Genomic DNA, 15,774 nt, shown 5'->3' with positions numbered 1-15,774 from the left:
TAATTACCCTTGGTTTAGTGAATTCCAATGACTGTGCAGCACACGCTCAAGTTCCAATGCGCTTTTTTGTACCGCATCTTGCGCTGTTGCTAGGGTTTTTTTACCCCCTTCAAAGTCACCGGTTGTTAAATCAAAAACAGTGCTGTACGTATCGGCACAGGTTTCAAATGCGCGACTACGTGGGATTGTCGCCATCATAACTTGGTCACCAAGCAGATAGTTCATTTCTGTTAATACCGACACCTGTTTCTTATTATCGTCTTCAAACATCGTTGGCATTAGACGCACGAATTCCAACCCTTTCCAATCTTCTGGGAACATTTCGTAAACTGTCGGAAGATGTTGGAAGAAGTTTACCGTTGATGCCCAGTCAAGACGCTTAGCAGCACATGGGATCAGCAGAGCGTTAGACGCATACATCGCATTCCATACCAGAGGATCTACGTGCGGACCGGTATCAATCATAATCACATCGAAATCGTCAGCAATTTTATCGATCAATTTTTCTTTAAGAAGCTTAACAATATCTAATGATTGGTTCTGCGATAGATTTTGCCACGCTTCTGCGTTAAACATCGCATCTTCTGGGAATGCAGAAACCGTTTTAAGGTTCGGGTATTGCGTTGGCAAAAGCACATTTTTGTGCAAGAAATCCTTCGTGATCTCCACTCCTTCCGGAACGTTTTCTAACATCACGTCAACCGCTGAATAGATGTTGTCATGGTCCGTCACGCTAATTTGTGGATTCAAGAATAGACGCAATGAACCTTGCGGGTCTAAGTCAATAAGGCAGATACGGTAACGCTTATCTAAATTTAGTGCTAGGCAAGCCGCTAAATGTACTGCCGTCATAGATTTACCAGTACCACCTTTTTGGTTCTGTACGTTGATAATCCATGGTTTATTCACTGCATGCTTTTTACGTTCATAAAACTTTGGTACGCCAGCTGCGTCCATCAACATATGCGCTTCTTGCAGTGAAATTGAATAGTGGTTGGCATTGTTTTTAGTAAATTGGTGACCTTCTGCTTCCAACTTACTGATCGCTTCATCCAATTTACGACGAGTCAAACCAGAACGGGTTTCCATCAAAGCTTTTGACATTGGTGGAAAATGTTCATCACTTCGTTCTTCCAACACAATCTCAATACGGTCTGCTTGAACCTGCGCTGTTTGTTCTGCTAGCTGAATGAGATTCTCAATAGTTTGTTCTCTTTTCATCGCCAAATTCCGTTATTAATAACCTACCGCTATTGTACAGCACTTAATGCTTTTTACAATAAAAAGGTGAACAAGCTCCTATCGACAAGCATCACATTAATTTGAGACAAATATAGCCTTTAAATGATTTTTGAGACAAATTAGTCAAAATTTCGCCAATTATTCTGTGGTTAATTCCTCGAAAAGTTGAATAGAATTCAAGTGTTACAGCGTCACTAATTTACAATGTAAAATATGACCATTTGGATATGTTTTATCCAATCTCACCGGAACGATTAGAATATCGTTGTAATTTACGGTCAGTGTCAAATCAATTTATCAAATTTCATGCGGAAATTAAGGTTTTACAATAGAGTTTAAGAAAACGATGGCGACATTAAGGAAATCGAACGATATATCATATTTATAACTCTGAAAGCATGATCAAGGTGAGCTACATGATCATGCTTTCGGGGTAAAAACACGTTTATGGAAAAATGATCAAGGCAAATTATCCATTAAACAGCGATTTACCATGCGAAGGGATAGGCGATCAACGGTTGGATCAATGATCAAGGAAGTCATCGCTCCGGAAGCATGTAAATTCGAGCTTAATTTACGGTGAAATGTAGATGAACACTAGCTTTGCGGATAATAGAGTCCAGAACGGGTGTAAATCGGTGAGACAGTGGTAATAACGCGGATAAACACAAAATTCCTTGATCATGCTTTCATTATTCCTTTCCCATCACCGAAAACATGCTTTTTTCTATTCAAATTGAATTTTTAATAGGAAAATCAATGAAGCTCGCTCGAGAAATCAGTAGAATGCGAGCTTACCTTGATCATTGTTACGGGAATTTCCTCTTCCAAATAAGGTAAGGCAACCATTTCGCAGCGAAGTACAACGATCCCCCTGTGGATAAGGTGTGCAACTTTGATGATCATGCTTCGAGAGCATCGTTGATCATTGTTTCTTAGTTTTCATGATCATCGTTTCTTATCTTTTTGATCATGCTTTCATTCAAACGATGATCATGTTTTCGTTAAAGTCATGATCATGCTTTCACAAGCCAAAAAAAATACAACTTTACTTTCAGTTAGTTACGAGCAAAATCTCAATCAGATCAATAGATCATATAATCAATTTAGATCAATATAATCAGAAAGATCAGTTTAAAAGAACAATAAGTTTTTTCTTTATTTATGATCTTTTTTTCTTTATTCTTCGGGAACAATATCGATATTACGGCTTATGTGACACGGATCCAAGAATGAGTTCTGAAGAAAAAATACTGATCAAAGCGCCACGCAGTCATAAAGATGGACATCTCTTTGAAGTGTCTGAAGCAGCCGTAGACTGGATCGAGCAATACCAGCATTTCAAAGGCGTAACCAAAAGCATCGTTGAATTACTCAACTTAATCTCTTTACGAGGTTTTCGCAGTAAAGATGGACTTGTCTCAACCACAGAATTGATTGAAGCGACGGATGGACAAATTACTCGAGCTGCTATTCAGCAACGTTTGCGTGCCGCTGTAAATGTCGGTTTGTTTGACCAAATCCCCGTAAAGTTCGAAGAAGGTTTAGCTGGTAAAACCATGCTGCATAAGTTTGTAAACCCTAATAAACTTATCTCAGCATTAGGTGCAACGAGCTTGGTAACTGAAAGCGTTAAACAAACCGAGAAGAAGAAGCGCTCGAAAGCACTGGCTCAGACTCAAGTTAATAAACGACTTTTAAATGAATATGGCTTGAATACGCCACCAGCGATGAAAGATGAAGCGGATCAGTTTGTCGTCTCTCCTACAAATTGGGCGGGTATTATCGATCAAGCGTTGGCACCCCCAAGAACCCGTAAAAACTATCAAAAGTCGATGGTTTCGATCTCTGGAACGCGTGCAGTGATCGAAACACGATCATCTAAAAATATTATGACCGTTGATGATCTGATGACTCTGTTTGCATTGTTTACTCTAACTGTGCAGTACCATGATCACCATCAACACCAGTATCAGCTGGATGCTAAGCAAACGCCAAACAAGACGCCACTCTACATCACGGACATTCTGTCGTTACGCGGCAAAAAGGACAGTGGACCGGCACGAGACTCGATTCGTGACAGTATCGATCGTATCGAATTTACCGATTTTCAACTTCATGAATTGACCGGGCGTTGGTTGAGTGAAAATATGCCTGAAGGCTTTAAAAGCGATCGTTTCCGTTTTATCGCTCGAACCATTACGGCATCGGAAGAGGCGCCTACTGAGGGGGCTGACGGCGAGATTCGTATCAAACCAAATTTGTATATTCTGGTTTGGGAACCATCGTTTTATGAAGAGCTGCTGACAAGAGATTATTTCTTCTTGTTTCCACCTGAAATCTTGAAACAGCATACATTGGTATTCCAACTTTACAGCTACTTCCGTAGCCGTATGTCACGTCGTCATACGGACGTCATGCTTTTGAGCGAATTAAATCAGAAGTTAGCTCGTAATATCGAATGGCGACGTTTTTCGATGGATCTGATCCGAGAACTAAAGCGTCTGTCTGATGGTAAAGGGGCGGATGATCTTTTTGTCGTGAACCTATGGGGTTACCATTTGACGATCTCGGCCATTGCTGAGAAAAACAAGATCACGGATTATCAAGTCGACATTAAATGCGACGTCGAGGAGGTTCTGCGTTATTCGCGAGCTCGTACTACCAACGCTGGTAAACGGAACATGGCGCCAACACTGCCTAACCCATTGCGTAATGAGATGGTGACGAGACAACAGCTGGATGAGCTTTCGCAAATCATTGACGGTGAGTTTGAACCTATTCAGCGCAAAGAGCGCTCACCAAAGGGCAATTTAGGCCGTCGAGTGAAGCAAAAAAAGCACTTAGTCGAGATTAACGCAGACGAAATTACGATAACCCTATCGAAGTATACCTCTGAGGAGGCCCTAGAGCGCAGTATAGCGGCTTTAGCAGCTATGACAGGGCATTCCCAAGGATCTATCCGTGAAGAGTGTCTAGAGCTCGTTGACAAGCTTGACTGGTTGAGAGTGGGAGAAGATCCGATCCCATATGAGACGCTGAGTAAGATGGTTGAGTTGTACAATACGCAAAGTAGCAATAAACATTTATCGATCGAGCGTTTGATTGCCGGGTTAGCGGTAAGGCGTAAAGTGTGTAAACAAGTGATGGATGGTCATCTTGATGAGTCGGTATTCCGAGCGCTTGATGAGGTCGCGATCTGATTGAGAAGTTGAGTGGTAAATGAACAATTTTACTACACTACGCTGACAGAGTACTGACAATGGAAATGAGCCAAACGCTATGATTAATCACGAATAGACAACACCTTTTGTCCTTTCTGATGAAATTTAAGGATAGTTCCTATCCTATAGATTGGCTCATATTGTTACATTCATTCTGAATTGTTCGCGAGTTCTTATGAACTCGCTTTTTTTTGTCCAAATTTTGCTGATTGTTTTTCCGTTATCATCACATTAACGCCAACAGCTCCTGAGCGGCTAACTTTGGATCTTCTGCGTGACTTATGGCTGAAACCAGCGCAAGTCCATCAACACCTGTTGCACTAAGTTGAGGAATATTGGCGCGATTAATTCCCCCAATAGCCACGATAGGCAATCGCGTTTTGCTAAGTGCAAGCTCCAAACCCGCGAGCCCCCAATGTTTCTGGGTATTCGTCTTGGTTGGTGTCGCAAAGATCGCACTTAAGCCGATATAGTCAATGGGGAGTTGATCGGCGACATTGAGTTGATCTTCATTTTCGATCGACAAGCCTAAGATCTTATCCGGTCCAATCAGTTTACGCGCGATCCTTGCGGGGAGATCGCTTTGTCCTAGGTGAACGCCATCGGCATCAACGGCCAATGCGACATCAACTCGGTCATTAATGATCAGCGGCACGCCAGTGCCTTGCAGTATTTGCTTTACTGCCATGGCTCGTTCGATAAAGGCACGTACATCACCATGTTTTTCGCGCACTTGAACCATAGTCACGCCGCCTTCGACGGCTTGCTCTACGACACGTAAGAGCGTGGCTAAGTCCTGTTGATCATCGGTAACTAGATATAAACGATAAGGATTCATTAGGCTTCCTATTGTTCCCCTGCTCAGGTTGAACAGGGGAGTTGTGTATCATGAATTAAGCGTGTTCACTTACTTGCAGTTTTAGGCGCGCAACTAAGCGAGCTTCATCAAGTTGATAAAGTGTATCGAGCAGCGTCACTTGTAGACTTCCTGGTCCCGTTGCTTGTTCTGCGGCGATTTCACCCGCGACCCCTAGCACTGCCGCCGCGGCTAATCCTGTAGTATCACCAATCGCCGCAAATGCACCTGTAAGCGCGGTTAGCGTGCAACCCATCCCAGTGACATATGGCATGATTTCATGCCCGTTAGAGAGCTTTACAGTGCGCTTATCGCTAACGATGTAATCCGTCTCACCTGAAATTACTACGTTGGCTCCATATTCTTTGACTAAGAAGTGGGCAGCGCCGAGCGCGGCGTCGCTACTATCGAGTGCATCTACCCCTTTGCTTTGTGCTTGTTCGCCGGCTAGAGCGATAATTTCCGATGCGTTACCACGAATGATCAGACGATCCGCTAAGCGAGCAATTTGACGTGATGTTTCCGTTCTTAAGCTACTGGCACCACAGCCCACAGGGTCGAGTACGACGATTTTGTTGTTGGCATTGGCTTGCTCAACCGCAAACGCCATTCTTGGTGTCCAAATACTGTCGAGAGTGCCGATATTGATCACCAATGCACCAGCGAAAGAGAGCATTTCTGCCATCTCCTGTTTTGAATGCGCCATTATCGGAGAAGCGCCTATCGCCAGTAATGCATTGGCCGTGTTGTTCATTACTACGTAATTGGTGATATTGACCACCAGCGGTTTTTGCTGGCGAACGGCATTGAGTGCTTGCGAGATTTGTTCGATTAACATGGCTGCTTCCTATTTTACTAAATGGGCATCAAGCCCTTGTTGCCAAAAGGCAATTTCCATACGAGTCGCGGTTTTAAATACATGGATGAGGTTTTGCCCACGGGTGCTATCAATGTCTATTTCGGCGAGTAGCTGGTTGAAGTGTTCAGCTCCTGAGGCAACTCCGGTTTGGAATTCATCCCTTCCGTATAGCAAGATCCAACTGGCGTAAGGGTTCCCTTCGATTAGAGTGTTTGGATCGTCCAATAAAAGTTTGCCAATAGTCGCATAACCAATTGAGCAAGGCGCGAGTGCGGCGTAGAGATCGACTAGGTCCCCACTCATTCCAGCATCGAGCACATAACGTGTGTAGGCAACGGTGCCAAAATCTTCAGCTTCGTTTTCAAGATCTGCTTCCGTTAACCCCCATTGTTCGCAATAACTTACATGGTGAGCGATTTCTGAGTCGAGTAGGGCATGGACACTTGGCAGTGCGCGACGCATGTCATCCAAGGTACGAGCTTTGTAAATTGCCAGCGCGTAGGCGCGAGCATACTGTTTGAGGAATAAGAAGTCCTGTTTGAGATAGTGAAGAAAGCAGGCCTGATCTAAGTTTCCACGCGCTAGCTGTTGGACAAAATCATGTTCGGTGTATTGCTGCCAATCTTGTCGACAAGCGTTAATTAAATCTTGGTAATGCATGATGAATGAGCCTCTATTAGTTAAAATTAGGCACGTAATCTTGTGCTTTAGGTAGGGTAGTGATGATTTTCTGTGCATACATAAATTGGGCGTAATCGTCATAGCGTTTTAGATCAACTGCCGATGGACGCAGCGCAAAGCGCGTGAGGGTGTCGTTCCATGCGCGTTGATTCAGCTCATTGCTAAGAGTGTCCGGCGCGTAAGCGACAAACTCTTGCCAAGATTGCTTAGGGTGATTGACGATGTAGGTTGTTGCTTGCTCTAAGGCTTGGTTGAAGGCTTGAATTGCTTGCTTGTCGTAGGTGTTGGCATTGGCGACAAACACTAATTCATCATAGGCAGGTACGCCGTGCTCTTCAGGGAAGAATGCTTTTGCTTGATAGCCCTCTAATGCTAGTTGGTTGGTTTCAAAGTTACGTAAACCACCCCAGATAGCGTCCACTTTGCCAGAGGCGAGTGATGAAGAGAGAGCCCAGCCTACGTTAATAATTTCCACGTCAGAATAAGCGACGTTGGCTTGCGCGAGCATTGTCCCGATGGTGGCCTCTTCGTTGCCGGCAATCGCAATGCCGATCTTTTTGCCTTTTAGATCGGCCAGTTCACTATTTTTGCCATTGTCTAGCACCATTAACGTATTGAGCGGCGTCGCGATGAGGGTGGCAGAGCGGATCAAAGGCAGCCCAGCCGCCACATCAATGGTCAAATTTGGTTGGTATGAAATCGCCATATCGACTTTGCCAGCAGCAACGAGCTTAGGGGGCATGGTGGGATCCGCTGGCTCTAAGATATTGACTTGTATACCTTGTTGTTTGAAATAGCCTTTTTGATGAGCGATCACGATTGGGCCATGGTTTGGGTTTACAAACCAATCCAGCATCAAGCTGATTTCTTTATCCTGAGCCAGCGCATGATGGCTGCTAGCAAGTGTTGTGAGTAGAACCGTGATACGAACGAGCGTGTTTTTAAGCATGATTTTTCCTTTTGAATTCGCCTATTTGTTTTCCCAAGGGATGGCGGTTTTTAGTAATTTATCGGTGGTGAAATAGAGTGCGATGGATAGGGCGGCCAAAATGAATAAAGCAGCGAACATCTCATCGATGATCATCCGCGCATTGGCTTGCAACATCAGATAGCCTAGCCCTTCACTTGAGCCAACCCACTCCCCAACCACAGCTCCAATGGGGGCGATGACCACTGCAACGCGAATGCCTGAGGCTAATGTCGGCAAAGCGGCTGGCAATTGAATATGACGCAGCAATTGCCACTTAGACGCCCCCATGGTTTTACCAAGGTCAAGGTAACCCGTTGGTGTATTGCGCAGGCCGTCGTAACAGCAAGTTGTCACTGGGAAGAAGATAATGATCGCCGCCATGACGACTTTGGAGGCAATGCCATAGCCGAGCCAGAGCATCAATATAGGGGCAATAGCAAAAACAGGAATTGCTTGGCTGGCGATAAGAATTGGCAGTAACCAGCGTCTTAAGGGCTCAAATAACAACATTTGTAGGGCAAACAGTAAGCCCATCATTAGACCAAGCCCAAGGCCGAGCAAGATTTCTTGTGCTGTCACCCAAGTGTGTTTGAGCAATACCGGATAGCGCGTGATCATGGTGTGTAAGACATCGATAGGGGCTGGTAAGATAAAGCTCGGCATATCAAACGCCACGACGATGAATTGCCATAATCCCAGTATTATCAAGGTGCTAAGGGATAGTCTTAGCGCAGGTCGGTCAAGTTGCTCTCGTTTACTCTTTGGCTTTACTGGAGCAGTATGTTGGGTCGCATCAGTCATAGTCATGCTCCAACTGTTGCAAAATAGCTTGCTGTAACGCAGCACATTCAGCATCTAGATTTCTTGGTGGTAGAGTATTGGGCACGTTGAGTTTTATCGCGTGTGCAGGCGTTCCCTGCAAGACATAAAGCTGTTCGGCTAGACGGACAGCTTCTTGCGGATCATGGGTGATTAGAATCACGGTCTTGTTGGCGAGTAAGTTTGCCGCCAGCCCTTGAAGCTTGTGTCTAGTCACCGCATCGAGCGCAGAAAATGGCTCATCCATTAGCACTAAAGGTTTGTCTTGCATTAAAGTACGCGCCAATGCGACTCGCTGGCGCATTCCTCCAGACAATTGATCGGGCATAGCGTTGGCATATTGACCAAGACCAACTTGATCAAGCAGTGCTTGCGCTTGCATCTTCGGTTGAGCAGTGGAACCAAATTTGGCGCTGAGACAGACGTTATCCAGCACGTTGAGCCAAGGTAGCAATAAGTCTTGTTGTGCCATGTAGGCAATGCGTTGAGCAAAAGGTTGACCATCACTCGAACGTATTTCACCTTTAATTGTGACGCTGTCACCTAGCAGCCCAGCAAGATAGCGTAAAAGTGTGGTCTTGCCGCTACCGCTGCGACCCAGTAGCACCGTCCAACATCCAGCAGGAACCGACATATTAACGTTCGCTAGCGTGGCTATTGTGTTGGTTTGGTATTGTAAGTAGGCGTGATTGATTTCCACGCCCAATGTTTGTGTCACCATTGGCTTTACTGCTCTGCAGCGAAAGCAAAGAAATGGTGTACCGGTCCATGACCTTGTCCCACTTGCAATTGATCGGCATGCGCAATCGCTTGTGAAATATAGTGTTTAGCCAGTTTCACCGCGTCCGTTAACTCATTACCTTGCGCAAGATATGAGGCGATGGCAGAAGAAAGGGTACAGCCAGTGCCGTGGGTATTTTTTGTCTGATGACGTTTAGCACTGATCAGTTCGGCATTGTTCATGGTGATCAGTAGATCGTTGCTATTGTGATCTTTTTCTAGATGCCCGCCCTTTAGCAGCACCGCTTTGGCGCCAAGCTGACGAAGATCGTTGATCATGTCGTTCATCTCCGCTTGAGACTGGGGTATGGCAAGGGAAGTCAGTGCGGCGCCTTCAGGAAGGTTAGGGGTGATAATATCAGCCAAGGGCAGTAATTCAGTTTTCAAGGTACTGATGGCCGATTGCTCAAGCAGCAAGTCACCGCTGGTGGCAACCATCACAGGATCCACCACCAAAAATCTTGGCTGATATTGCTTAATTTTATTCGCAACGACCCTGATTATATTTGCGTCTGCCAACATACCTATTTTTACCGCAACGATATTGAGATCGGTAAATACGGCGTCTAACTGACTCTCTACGTGCTCCAATGGAATTGGGAAAATGGCAGAAACGCCTTGAGTGTTTTGTGATGTGATGGCGGTAATCACCGAACAGGCAAAGCTGCCCGTTGCCGATATGGCTTTAATATCGGCTTGGATTCCTGCGCCGCCGCCACTGTCTGAGCCAGCAATAGTCAACACAATCGGTGTGTGTGAAGAAGAGTTTGCAGCAGTGGTATGGCGAGTTTGCGTCATGGTCGCTCCTATTGTCTGACGAATAGGAACTGACTTTGACCTGAAGCATTAACGCGATCGTGAAATGGATCGGCGCTAGGGTTCTGTGTGTAAGCGGTAGCAAAGTGATGATAGTTCCCTACGTCAGTGTTAACTGAATCAGGTTCTACGGGTCTCGAAATTCGATCTCAGCCTTTGCACAATGGCAGCGGCACCCCGACTATTAAAACGATAGTATCAGCTCTCTTGTATTAAGCATATTGATAATAGAAAGATATTTGCCTTGATCACACTTCCGGTACGTTAGCGTGTTGAGAGAGTTTGCGCGTTAAGCTTCGCATTTTAGGCCGTTGTTCGTTATTGAAGATTTATCTTACATAGCGAAAGGTAAGAAAAAGGGCGCTAAGCCCTTTAAACAATCGGAAGCATGATTTAAATAACGGAAAGATGATCAAGGGGAGAAAGAACAAATTGCGCATCAGATCAATGAAAAGTAGGGTTTCCTTGATCATGCTTTCGAGATTCGTTCCAATTGTACGCCGCCATAAACTGCACATGTGACTCGATCAATTTGTCTGATTCTTGCTGCCATTGATCATGCGTCTGTTGATTGCAAAACTCGAGAGCCAGTACCGTTAAGTGCTGCAAACGCTTCATTGACCAATCCCTTAGTTCAATATCGGCTAAAGGTTGGCTTGCCGTTGCTTGTAATTTGCTGCTGGCGAGTTGGAGGTATTGATAGGCTTTGGCTGGGTTGCTATATCGCAACCCGTGAAAAACTCGCAAACACCCATCTAACCAGCAGGCGATGGCTTTGCTTTGCAGTTCGGTGACTTGTGGCCCCCAAACAGAATCAGGGACAGACAGGATTAATGAACATAAAGATTCATCTTGATCATGTTTCCGGTTTTGATACCAATCACTGATCGCCGCTACCCAAGATTCTAGTTTGATCATGCCGCATCATCCCATTGTTTAACAAAGTGATTTGGGCCAATTTGTTGTACGCCATGTTGCAATGTGGCACTGGTGGCGCGAATTTGATCAGCCTCTAAAGAGTAGTTTGGTTCAGTTTCGACCAAATGACCAAATGGTAGATCGGGATCCGGCACTGCAGAGATGAGTAACTTAGTATAAGGGTGCTGAGGATTATTCAAAATTGATTGGGTATCCCCCCACTCAACAATCTGTCCTTTATACATAACCGCGGTTTCTTCCGCGATATAATGGGCAGTGGCAAGATCATGAGTAATATACAAAAAGCCAATGCCGAGCTCTTTTTTCATGCGCTGCATAAGGTTTAACACCCCAAGACGAATTGAAACGTCAAGCATTGAGGTGGGTTCGTCGGCCAGTATTACTTCAGCGCCAACCGCTAATGCTCGCGCAAGGTTAACCCGTTGACGTTGACCTCCGCTTAGCTCGTGTGGGTACTTATCGAGCGTATCGGGCGCTAACTCGACCAGTTGGATCAATTCATCCAGTTTGGCGGTGAGTTCTGCATTGTTTTCGACTTGTTTGTGGATCTTGAGTGGGCGAGTTAAGTGATGTCGTATGGTATGAGTCGGATTGAGCGAACCAAAGGGATCTTGGAAGACCATTTGTACTTTACTGCGGTAATCGAGGAGATCTTTGCGGCCATTGATCTCATCGATATTGCGACCTTTAAATAAGATCTCTCCGCTGGTGGTAGGGTAGACCTTAGTGATCAAGCGAGCGCAGGTACTTTTCCCACAGCCAGACTCTCCAACGAGGGCAAGCGTACGTCCCTTATGCAGATTGAAGCTAACGCCTTGCAATGCTTTAAAGCGTTCAACGGAAGAAAAACCGCCGCCGACATTAAACTCTTTCACAATATCATTAACTTGGATGATAGGTTCGCTCATGCTGGAACTCCTTGCTGTTGATGTTTTCCTTCGTGAATATTCGGGAACGATGCCCAGAGCTTTTGTGTGTAAGCGTGTTGAGGGTTGACGCGGATCTCTTTGGCCGTGTTGACTTCGACGATTTCGCCATGCCGCATGATCGCGATACGATCACAGAGTTGAGTCATCAGCGCGAGATCGTGGGTGATAAATAGAATGGAAAAACCAAACTCTTCACGCAACTGATAGATCTGTTGCAAGATCTCTCGTTGCACCACCACATCAAGTGCAGTTGTCGGTTCATCCATGATGATCATTTTAGGGTTGAGCGCGAGGGCGATCGCTATCACTAAGCGTTGGCGCATACCGCCACTGAACTGGTGCGGATATTCGGTGAGACGCTCTCGAGGAATATTGACCAAATCTAATAGTTGCTCGGCGCGCTTCTTCGCTTGTTCTTCACTTAGACCTTGATGGTGACGTAACACGTCTGCAAATTGTTCTTGAACAGGCAAAACGGGGTTGAGTGAGTTCATTGCGCTTTGAAATACCATCGCAATTTCACTCCAGCGGATGGTATTAAACTCACTTTCTGGCAGCTTAAGAAGGTCACGACTTTCAAAGTTGATTTGTCCACCAGAGATAAACGCAGGCGGCTTATGCAAGCGGTTAATGGCAAATGCGATAGTACTTTTGCCACAGCCTGACTCTCCGGCAAGGCCGAAGATCTCACCTTTGCCGATATCAAAACTGACCGACTTAACGGCGTTAAAATCACCATTGTCGGTAATATAGTCAACGCATAAATTGCGCACTTGTATGATTGGTTCTGCATGAAAAGCATGCTTTAAAAAATGTTCACTCATAACGAAACCTGATTGATAAGGATAATGATTATCATTAACTCTTATTTCGATTGAGAAAAGAAGTCTGGGATAAAAGGGTGAAGTCGATCTAAAAATAGTCAGGATGAGTCGAGGAAAACGTTAGGTACGACAGTGAAATGGCTGATGAAAAATTGTGCTTGGCGTGATCTAAAGCAAGGTAGGTTTTCGCAGGGGAATTCTTTAAATGTACAGCGCAATTTTAGTCGGTGCAAAGCAATTTGTGGCGATTTTTATTATCGCTTTATGAACTATTATCGAAGTCACATTCTCGACCGATTGTACTTAACAAGCTAGGGTCGCGTTTGCTAAAGATTAGCCCGTCCCTTGCATGGTTTTTCTCGGAGGTTTTTATGTCCATCAATTCTTTAGACCATGATGAAATGACAAGTATTGCAAGTAAGTGGGACTTCACGGAAGAAGTTGAATCACACAAACCTACTTCGATGGTTAAATCAGCTGAAGCTCGTCGCCGTATTGAGGCATTACGCGAGATTCGTGAAAGCGGTTTAACAATTGAAGAAGCTCGAGAGCTAGGTTTGCTCCACTAAGCCAAATTAAGGCAATACTTCCCATTAGGGTGGCTATTCTGTAAGCCACCCTTTATTGTTTTTGATCTCACCCCATTTTCTTTTCTCAACATTTACTTCTGTTGTGGTATATTTCCGCCTCGTATTTTTAATCGAGATCTGACTATGTCGGTAAATTTGTCGTTGTTACCTGCAGATGAAAAGAACAAAGTGGAGCTGGATAAGCAAGCTGCGTTTCTTGTGTGGAAGCTGAAAGAAGCCAAAACAGGGCCTGATGAGATTGATCAACAAGCAGGAAAGATCGTCGATGATACTGAGCGCACTTGGTTTACTGAGTGTGTGGTAAAATACAAACGACTTATGGGTGTCGCGTAAGCCCGAGCTTACCTATATCAGGTATTAGAGGCGAAATTGAAAAGCCTCGAATTTTTGCTAAAATCCTTCGCGTTAAATTTAAATTAAGAGAGATCATCCCGATGGGAAGAAGTTTTGAAGTGCGCAAAGCCTCTATGGCGAAAACTGCAGGCGCAAAAATTAAAGTTTATTCCAAGTACGGTAAAGAAATTTACATGTCAGCTAAAAATGGCGGCGCAGATCCAGACATGAACTTGTCTCTACGTCACCTAATCGCTAAAGCTAAAAAAGACCAAGTGCCAGCACACGTTATTGAAAAAGCACTAGACAAAGCTAACGGCGGCGGCGGTGAAGATTACGTACCAGCGCGCTACGAAGGTTTCTCTCCAGGTGGTGCTAGCGTAATCGTTGACTGTCTAACAGACAACGGTAACCGTACTTTCCAAGATGTACGTCAATGCTTTGTTAAGACAGGCGCGAAAATTGGTGTTGAAGGTACTGTATCTCACATGTTCGCTCACCAAGCTGTATTCCAGTTCAAAGGTGACGATGAAGAGTCAGTACTAGAAGCGCTAATGATGGCTGACTGTGATGTTACTGATATCGAGCTTGAAGACGGTGTGATCACTGTTTACGCGCCAAACACTGAGTTCTTCAAAGTGAAAACGGCTCTAAACTCTGAGTACCCAGAACTTACTCTTGACGTTGAAGAGATCACTTTTGTTCCTCAGGCTTACCACGCAATTGGTGCTGACGATCAAGAGAAATTCCAGAAGTTCCTAGACCTTCTAGAAGACTGTGACGACGTACAACAAGTTTACCACAACGCTGAAATCTAATTTGAGCGGGTGACAAACGATAAAGGCTTCGCAATTGCGAAGCCTTTTTTTTATATCGAAATATCATGCTGGTTTACGTGAGCGCGTGACCAGTGTGTAGAGCGTAAACAAAATCCCGAGCGTGACTGCCAGTTGCCAGCCGCGCAGGAAGGTACGCTCTAAGCCCATCTCACTCGCGCCAATATAGAGTTGAATTGGCAACATAGTCGCGAGTAGTGCGTCGCCATGGAGGTCACGCAGTTTGAAATCTGCTTTAGCCATCATGCTGGCAAGCAGAAAGATCAAGCCGCCAAGTAAGATTACGTAAAGCCCAATGTTGGTCTGGTGACCAGAAAGCACTAAGGTAAAAATAAACGCCAGTGCACAGCCGCCCACTTGGGTGATAAACCGTCTTTCCACCACTTGGCGAAACGCATCGGCTTGGCTTTGGGTAGCTGCGGCAATCACCGGAACCAGACAGAAAGTGGCGGATAACATTTCCACTTGCAGTAAAAAACCAACGCCAATACCAATTAGCGCAAGCGACAATAGCCGCTGCTCGGCGTTAACCGGTGTTTCTTCAAACACTGGCGGTTTTCCTTTGCTGGCAACTGGAAACAGTGCCACAGCGGCTTTGCACACCAGTGTGGTGATCACCATAGCAATCAAGATTTCATGGATGCGCGTGGTCATATCGGCGCTGGTGTGCTGAGCAAAGACGATCACCAAAATCCAGTTGAAAGTTGGCATCAACATGGCGCCCATTTTGGCGGGTGTTGTTGCTCTGCGGCGCATCCAATCGAAAAAGATCAGGCTAATGGTCCAAATAATAAATGGATGTTGTGAGAAGGTGTTGCTCACCACTAAAGCGCAGCTTGCCGCGAGTAGTGTTGGCGCAAAGGTTTTGCCTAAACCGAACCAAGAATAGTCTTTCGCCTTGGTCATGATAATGGTTGGATAGAGCGCTAAATAGACTGGAGAACCAAGATTAAGCAGCTTACCCAGCACCATACACACCGTAATCGCCAGCGTGATACGCAGCGCCTCATTGCGCTGCGATACATGATCAAATTTGAATAGGGCAGGGAATGTCATACTCATCGCCTTTGTCAGTC

16 protein-coding genes and 1 riboswitch are annotated in these 15,774 nt (G+C 45.2%); of the genes, 4 read left to right on the top strand and 12 right to left on the bottom strand.

Annotated elements, in window-relative coordinates; translation table 11 throughout:
* Positions 1-3: 3 nt before the first annotated feature.
* Positions 4-1,221, bottom strand: coding sequence for a ParA family protein (locus IRQ95_RS11000; RefSeq protein ID WP_194436974.1), 1,218 nt, complete (start codon positions 1,219-1,221; stop codon positions 4-6).
* Positions 1,222-2,474: 1,253 nt separating this feature from the next.
* On the opposite strand from IRQ95_RS11000, the gene IRQ95_RS10995 reads away from it, so the two are divergent.
* The gene (locus IRQ95_RS10995; protein WP_194436973.1) at positions 2,475-4,445 is read left to right on the top strand and encodes a replication initiator protein RctB domain-containing protein; all 1,971 of its coding nucleotides are present in this window, start codon (positions 2,475-2,477) and stop codon (positions 4,443-4,445) included.
* Between the two features lie 247 nt (positions 4,446-4,692).
* On the opposite strand, the gene thiE is transcribed toward IRQ95_RS10995, so the two are convergent.
* The 10 genes from thiE to IRQ95_RS10945 all read right to left on the bottom strand — a co-directional run bounded on the left by thiE (position 4,693) and on the right by IRQ95_RS10945 (position 12,939).
* Positions 4,693-5,304 carry a thiamine phosphate synthase gene (gene thiE, locus IRQ95_RS10990; RefSeq protein ID WP_194436972.1) on the bottom strand — a complete coding sequence of 204 codons (612 nt, stop codon included), beginning with the start codon at positions 5,302-5,304 and terminating at the stop codon, positions 4,693-4,695.
* Between the two features lie 55 nt (positions 5,305-5,359).
* Positions 5,360-6,160, bottom strand: coding sequence for a hydroxyethylthiazole kinase (thiM, locus tag IRQ95_RS10985; protein WP_194436971.1), 801 nt, complete (start codon positions 6,158-6,160; stop codon positions 5,360-5,362).
* A 9-nt stretch (positions 6,161-6,169) separates the two neighbouring features.
* The gene (tenA, locus tag IRQ95_RS10980; protein ID WP_194436970.1) at positions 6,170-6,841 is read right to left on the bottom strand and encodes a thiaminase II; all 672 of its coding nucleotides are present in this window, start codon (positions 6,839-6,841) and stop codon (positions 6,170-6,172) included.
* 16 nt (positions 6,842-6,857) lie between these two features.
* Positions 6,858-7,811, bottom strand: coding sequence for an ABC transporter substrate-binding protein (locus IRQ95_RS10975; RefSeq protein WP_194436969.1), 954 nt, complete (start codon positions 7,809-7,811; stop codon positions 6,858-6,860).
* A 21-nt stretch (positions 7,812-7,832) separates the two neighbouring features.
* Entirely contained in the window at positions 7,833-8,633 is an 801-nt protein-coding gene (locus IRQ95_RS10970; protein ID WP_194436968.1) for an ABC transporter permease, read from the bottom strand.
* Complete coding sequence (locus IRQ95_RS10965; protein ID WP_194436967.1) at positions 8,626-9,372, bottom strand: ABC transporter ATP-binding protein; 747 nt, start codon at positions 9,370-9,372, stop codon at positions 8,626-8,628. The genes IRQ95_RS10970 and IRQ95_RS10965 overlap by 8 nt, the downstream gene beginning before the upstream one ends.
* A 5-nt stretch (positions 9,373-9,377) precedes the next feature.
* Positions 9,378-10,229 carry a bifunctional hydroxymethylpyrimidine kinase/phosphomethylpyrimidine kinase gene (thiD, locus tag IRQ95_RS10960; protein WP_194436966.1) on the bottom strand — a complete coding sequence of 284 codons (852 nt, stop codon included), beginning with the start codon at positions 10,227-10,229 and terminating at the stop codon, positions 9,378-9,380.
* A gap of 98 nt (positions 10,230-10,327) precedes the next feature.
* A riboswitch (TPP riboswitch) is annotated at positions 10,328-10,437 on the bottom strand.
* A gap of 254 nt (positions 10,438-10,691) precedes the next feature.
* Complete coding sequence (locus tag IRQ95_RS10955) at positions 10,692-11,165, bottom strand: transcriptional regulator (protein WP_194436965.1); 474 nt, start codon at positions 11,163-11,165, stop codon at positions 10,692-10,694.
* The gene (locus IRQ95_RS10950) at positions 11,162-12,094 is read right to left on the bottom strand and encodes an ATP-binding cassette domain-containing protein (RefSeq protein WP_194436964.1); all 933 of its coding nucleotides are present in this window, start codon (positions 12,092-12,094) and stop codon (positions 11,162-11,164) included. The genes IRQ95_RS10955 and IRQ95_RS10950 overlap by 4 nt, the downstream gene beginning before the upstream one ends.
* The gene (locus IRQ95_RS10945; RefSeq protein WP_194436963.1) at positions 12,091-12,939 is read right to left on the bottom strand and encodes an ABC transporter ATP-binding protein; all 849 of its coding nucleotides are present in this window, start codon (positions 12,937-12,939) and stop codon (positions 12,091-12,093) included. Before IRQ95_RS10945 ends, IRQ95_RS10950 begins: the two co-directional genes overlap by 4 nt.
* A gap of 371 nt (positions 12,940-13,310) precedes the next feature.
* Between IRQ95_RS10945 and IRQ95_RS10940 the strand changes: the two genes are divergently transcribed.
* The 3 genes from IRQ95_RS10940 (at position 13,311) to IRQ95_RS10930 (ending at position 14,680) form a co-directional block, all read left to right on the top strand.
* Positions 13,311-13,508 (top strand): PA3496 family putative envelope integrity protein, encoded by a 198-nt coding sequence (locus tag IRQ95_RS10940; RefSeq protein WP_075648073.1) that lies wholly within the window; start codon positions 13,311-13,313, stop codon positions 13,506-13,508.
* A 144-nt stretch (positions 13,509-13,652) separates the two neighbouring features.
* Positions 13,653-13,862 carry a DUF3283 family protein gene (locus tag IRQ95_RS10935; protein WP_194436962.1) on the top strand — a complete coding sequence of 70 codons (210 nt, stop codon included), beginning with the start codon at positions 13,653-13,655 and terminating at the stop codon, positions 13,860-13,862.
* Between the two features lie 101 nt (positions 13,863-13,963).
* Positions 13,964-14,680, top strand: a complete 717-nt coding sequence (locus IRQ95_RS10930) for a YebC/PmpR family DNA-binding transcriptional regulator (protein ID WP_194436961.1) — start codon at positions 13,964-13,966, stop codon at positions 14,678-14,680.
* Between the two features lie 63 nt (positions 14,681-14,743).
* On the opposite strand, the gene IRQ95_RS10925 is transcribed toward IRQ95_RS10930, so the two are convergent.
* Entirely contained in the window at positions 14,744-15,754 is a 1,011-nt protein-coding gene (locus IRQ95_RS10925; RefSeq protein ID WP_194436960.1) for a DUF2955 domain-containing protein, read from the bottom strand.
* Positions 15,755-15,774: the final 20 nt, after the last annotated feature.

The organism is Vibrio fluminensis, assembly GCF_015278125.1.
Lineage (GTDB): Bacteria > Pseudomonadota > Gammaproteobacteria > Enterobacterales > Vibrionaceae > Vibrio > Vibrio fluminensis.
The sequence above is the reverse complement of the archived record's forward strand: the minus strand, read 5'-3'. Positions and strand labels throughout refer to the sequence as shown.

Bases quoted from the DNA above. Each gene is read 5' to 3' on its own strand.
- IRQ95_RS11000 (WP_194436974.1), bottom strand. From the start codon at position 1,221: ATGAAAAGAGAACAAACTATTGAGAATCTCATTCAGCTAGCAGAACAA.
- IRQ95_RS10995 (WP_194436973.1), top strand. From the start codon at position 2,475: ATGAGTTCTGAAGAAAAAATACTGATCAAAGCGCCACGCAGTCATAAA.
- thiE (WP_194436972.1), bottom strand. From the start codon at position 5,304: ATGAATCCTTATCGTTTATATCTAGTTACCGATGATCAACAGGACTTA.
- thiM (WP_194436971.1), bottom strand. From the start codon at position 6,160: ATGTTAATCGAACAAATCTCGCAAGCACTCAATGCCGTTCGCCAGCAA.
- tenA (WP_194436970.1), bottom strand. From the start codon at position 6,841: ATGCATTACCAAGATTTAATTAACGCTTGTCGACAAGATTGGCAGCAA.
- IRQ95_RS10975 (WP_194436969.1), bottom strand. From the start codon at position 7,811: ATGCTTAAAAACACGCTCGTTCGTATCACGGTTCTACTCACAACACTT.
- IRQ95_RS10970 (WP_194436968.1), bottom strand. From the start codon at position 8,633: ATGACTGATGCGACCCAACATACTGCTCCAGTAAAGCCAAAGAGTAAA.
- IRQ95_RS10965 (WP_194436967.1), bottom strand. From the start codon at position 9,372: ATGGTGACACAAACATTGGGCGTGGAAATCAATCACGCCTACTTACAA.
- thiD (WP_194436966.1), bottom strand. From the start codon at position 10,229: ATGACGCAAACTCGCCATACCACTGCTGCAAACTCTTCTTCACACACA.
- IRQ95_RS10955 (WP_194436965.1), bottom strand. From the start codon at position 11,165: ATGATCAAACTAGAATCTTGGGTAGCGGCGATCAGTGATTGGTATCAA.
- IRQ95_RS10950 (WP_194436964.1), bottom strand. From the start codon at position 12,094: ATGAGCGAACCTATCATCCAAGTTAATGATATTGTGAAAGAGTTTAAT.
- IRQ95_RS10945 (WP_194436963.1), bottom strand. From the start codon at position 12,939: ATGAGTGAACATTTTTTAAAGCATGCTTTTCATGCAGAACCAATCATA.
- IRQ95_RS10940 (WP_075648073.1), top strand. From the start codon at position 13,311: ATGTCCATCAATTCTTTAGACCATGATGAAATGACAAGTATTGCAAGT.
- IRQ95_RS10935 (WP_194436962.1), top strand. From the start codon at position 13,653: ATGTCGGTAAATTTGTCGTTGTTACCTGCAGATGAAAAGAACAAAGTG.
- IRQ95_RS10930 (WP_194436961.1), top strand. From the start codon at position 13,964: ATGGGAAGAAGTTTTGAAGTGCGCAAAGCCTCTATGGCGAAAACTGCA.
- IRQ95_RS10925 (WP_194436960.1), bottom strand. From the start codon at position 15,754: ATGACATTCCCTGCCCTATTCAAATTTGATCATGTATCGCAGCGCAAT.